Genomic DNA, 4,134 nt, shown 5'->3' with positions numbered 1-4,134 from the left:
CCGGACTCGAACCGGCACACTGTCGCCAGCGTCAGATTTTGAGTCTGATGCGTCTACCAATTTCGCCACCCGGGCAGTAGCCGTGCATTATAATGCGCTTCATGGATTTCTGCACAAGCGACTTCGATTATATTCTGCCCCCCCACCTGATCGCCCAAACGCCAACGGCGGTGCGGCGTGCCAGCCGTCTGCTTCACTTGTCCGCGCAGGGGCCACAGGATCGGTGGTTTACTCAACTTCCCGAGTTGCTGTCGGCGGGGGATCTTCTGGTTTTCAACGATACGCGCGTGATCAAGGCGCGGGTGTTGGGCCGGAAATCCACCGGAGGGCGGATCGAGGCCTTGGTGGAACGGGTCGTGTCATCCTCCGAGGCATGGGTGCAGATTCGTGCCAGTCACGCGCCCCGTGCGGGAGGCTTGATCCGTTTTGCCGATGGTCGGGCATGGGAAGTCCTGGAAAAGGTTGAAGACCTGTATCGGGTTGTGTTGATCGATGCGGAGACTGGGCCGGACTTTCATGCCTGGCTGGAACAGGTGGGATCCTTGCCGTTGCCTCCTTATATCGATCATGCGGCCGGTGCGGTGGATGCGGAGCGCTATCAGACCGTCTATGCCCGGAATCCTGGCGCGGTGGCGGCTCCTACGGCGGGATTGCATTTTGACGAAGCAATGCTGGAGACTTTGCAATCTTGCGGTATTGAAACAGCCTCCCTGACCCTGCATGTGGGGGCCGGGACCTTCCAACCCGTGCGCGTGGAGCGTCTGGCGGATCACCACATGCATGCGGAATGGTTCAACCTTCCTGCGGAGACGGTGGAGGCCATCCGGCGCACCCGGGCGCGCAACGGGCGGGTCGTGGCAGTGGGAACCACCAGTTTGCGGGCACTGGAATCCGCCGCAGCCAAGGGGGAATTATGTGCGGGCGCCCAGGAAACCAGCCTGTTCATTACCCCAGGCTATCGTTTTCAGGTGGTGGATCGGCTCCTGACCAATTTTCATTTACCTCGTTCCACCCTGCTCATGCTGATCAGTGCTTTTGCCGGGATGGAGCCGGTGCGGCAGGCTTATGCCCATGCAGTCGCGCAGGAGTATCGTTTTTTTAGTTATGGGGATGCCATGTTGGTGGAAAGGGAAAAAGATGAAGTTTGAGGTATTGGCCCAGGATGGCAAGGCACGTCGGGCCCGCTTGAGTTTGCCGCATGGCGTGGTGGAGACGCCCGTATTCATGCCGGTGGGAACCTATGGAGCGGTCAAGGGCGTGACCCCCGACGAACTGACGGCCCTGGGGGCCCAGATCATCCTGGGAAACACGTTTCACTTGTGGTTGCGCCCCGGACTGGAGGTGTTTCGATCGCAAGGAGGATTGCATGGATTCATGAACTGGCAAGCCCCGATCCTGACTGACTCGGGGGGGTTTCAGGTTTTCAGTTTGGGGGATTTGCGTAAGATTTCGGAGGAAGGGGTCACCTTCCGTTCCCCCCTCAATGGCGACCGGCTGTTTCTGACCCCGGAAATCTCCATGGAGATTCAACGCGTCTTGAATTCGGACATCGTCATGGCCTTTGACGAGTGCACTCCCTATCCCGCCACGGAACCAGAGGCTCGCCGCTCCATGGAATTATCCCTGCGCTGGGCTGATCGTTCCCTGCGCGGTCACGAAGGAAATCCCAATGCCCTGTTCGGGATCATCCAGGGCGGAATGTACGAATCCTTGCGCGAGATTTCAGCGCGCGAAATGGTGGCACTGGATTTTCCGGGTTATGCCATCGGCGGTGTGTCCGTGGGAGAACCGGCAGCCGATCGGGAGCGCATTCTGGCGCATACGCCAACCTTGTTGCCGGCCCACAAGCCGCGTTATCTGATGGGGATGGGCACCCCGGAGGATATCGTGAAGGCGGTCGCAGCGGGAATCGACATGATGGATTGTGTCATGCCCACGCGCAACGCGCGCAATGGGTGGTTGTTCACCCGCTTCGGGAATGTCAAGATTCGCAATGCCGTGTACAAGAATGATGGACGGCCGCTTGATTCCACCTGCGCTTGTTATACCTGCCAACATTTTTCACGCAGTTATCTGCATCATCTCCAGCAGGCCAAAGAGATGCTGGGGGCGCGTCTCAATACGCTGCATAACCTGCATTACTATCAAACATTGATGAGCGAATTGCGCGCCGCCATCGAAACGGGCACGCTCACCGATGTCGCCCAACAATTTCAGGCTGACCGTGCGCGTGGAGTGAAGTGATCCTATCGTGTTAGAATCGTGAAGTTTTTTTGGAGAGACTCATGCTGATCGAAAATGCTTTTGCCGATGTGTTCGGTGGTGGAGCCACCCCTGATATGGGAATTAACCTGTTCTTCATTGCGTTCATGTTTCTGGCGCTTTATTTCATGATCATTCGTCCCCAACTGAAGCGTCAGAAAGAGCAGAAATCCTTGCTGGAGTCCCTGAGCAAGGGGGATGAAGTCGTGGTGGGCGGGATTGTCGGCAAGATTGTTGAAATCGATGCCAATTTTGCCCGTCTCGAAGTGGCCAAGGGGACCGTGATTCAGGTTCAACGCTCGGCTGTCAGCAATTTGCTGCCCAAGGGAAGTCTCAAATAACAAACCGGCCCCAGAGGCCTCACCAGGAATTTTGATGAATCGTTTTCCGCTCTGGAAGAATCTGCTGATCTTGTGTGTGATCGTCTTGGGCGCACTCTATACGCTGCCCAATTTTTTTGGCCAGTCTCCGGCTGTCCAGATCTCTGCGTTGGGGACGACCCCCCCCGTGGGCTCAGGGGTGCAAATTCAAGTGGAACAGGCCCTGAAGGCGGCTCAGTTGGTCGAGACCCGTGCTTCCCTCGATGGGGCCGGGTTGAGGGTACGTTTTGCCGATACGGATGCCCAATTGAAAGCGCGCGATATCATCGACCATGCGCTGAACCCCGAGGGGCAGCCTCAGCGTTATGTGGTCGCGCTCAACCTGGTACCCAATTCTCCGTCCTGGCTATCGGATATTGGAGCGTTACCCATGTATCTGGGCCTGGACCTGTCGGGAGGAGTGCATTTTCTGCTCCAGGTGGACCAACAGGCCGCGCTGACCAAACGACTGGAAGGGGATACGGCGGAAATTCGATCCGAGTTGCGGGACAAACAGATTTACTACGATGGGTTGAACCGGGATGGAGAGCGTCTGCTGGTCCATTTTCATGATGGGGCGACCTTATCCTCTGCGCAGCAGGTGTTGGAAAGCACGCACCATGACATGAACCTGAATGCCGAAGGAAACGATCTGGTGTTGTCTTTGAAGCCGGAAACCCGTACGGCCATCCAGGATCAGGCGGTCAAACAGAATATTCTCGCTTTGCGCAATCGGGTCAACGAGTTAGGTGCCAAGGAGCCGATCATTCAGCAGCAGGGCGCGGACCGCATCATCGTACAACTTCCCGGCGTGCAGGATACGGCCAAGGCCAAGGACATCATCGGTCGAACGGCCTCTCTGGAAATTCATCTGGTGGATGAAGACCATTCCAACCCGGTTTCGGTGACCCAGGTGCCGCCAGCCGGCGATCTGCTGGTGCTCGACCGGCAGGGGATTCCGGTGTTCGTGCGCAAAGCCGTGGTGTTGAGCGGGGATGTCATCACTGATGCAGGGGCGGGCTTTGATTCCCAAAGCAATCGTCCTACCGTGAACATCAGCATGGATGCCAAGGGCGCACGCATCATCCGTCAGGTCTCGCGGGACAATCTCAAGAAACGCATGGCCATCCTGCTTCTGGAAAAGAGCAGGACCGAAGCCATCAGTGTGGCCACCATACAGGATGAACTGGGGGCACGTTTTCAGATCACCGGCCTGCAGAGTTCCGAAGAGGCCAATGATCTGGCGCTATTGCTGCGCGCAGGGGCCTTGGCTGCCCCCATGGATTTTCTGGAAGAGCGGACCGTGGGACCCAGTTTGGGTGCAGAAAACATTGCCCGGGGTTTCCATTCCACCTGGATCGGATTTGCTGCCATTGCGGTCTTCATGGTGGTTTATTACGCCCTGTTCGGTACCATATCGGTGGTGGCCTTGGCGGTCAATGTTCTTTTGCTGGTGGGGTTGTTGTCCTTGCTGCAAGCTACGCTCACCTTGCCGGGCATGGCGGCGATTGCA

At 57.3% G+C, this 4,134-nt stretch carries 4 protein-coding genes; all 4 read left to right on the top strand.

Annotated elements, in window-relative coordinates:
• Positions 1–101: 101 nt before the first annotated feature.
• Positions 102–1,148 (top strand): tRNA preQ1(34) S-adenosylmethionine ribosyltransferase-isomerase QueA, encoded by a 1,047-nt coding sequence (queA, locus tag M6F29_RS11415; protein WP_298159958.1) that lies wholly within the window; start codon positions 102–104, stop codon positions 1,146–1,148.
• Positions 1,138–2,244 (top strand): tRNA guanosine(34) transglycosylase Tgt, encoded by a 1,107-nt coding sequence (tgt, locus tag M6F29_RS11410; protein WP_366526007.1) that lies wholly within the window; start codon positions 1,138–1,140, stop codon positions 2,242–2,244. Before queA ends, tgt begins: the two co-directional genes overlap by 11 nt.
• A 41-nt stretch (positions 2,245–2,285) precedes the next feature.
• A complete protein-coding gene (gene yajC / locus M6F29_RS11405) occupies positions 2,286–2,603 on the top strand; it encodes a preprotein translocase subunit YajC (protein ID WP_298159954.1) in 318 nt (105 codons plus the stop codon).
• A gap of 34 nt (positions 2,604–2,637) precedes the next feature.
• Positions 2,638–4,134: protein translocase subunit SecD (secD, locus tag M6F29_RS11400; protein ID WP_298159952.1), on the top strand; the 1,497-nt coding region annotated here is incomplete at its 3' end.

The organism is Ferrovum sp., from assembly GCF_027317285.1.
GTDB lineage: Bacteria > Pseudomonadota > Gammaproteobacteria > Burkholderiales > Ferrovaceae > Ferrovum.
The sequence above is the reverse complement of the archived record's forward strand: the minus strand, read 5'-3'. Positions and strand labels throughout refer to the sequence as shown.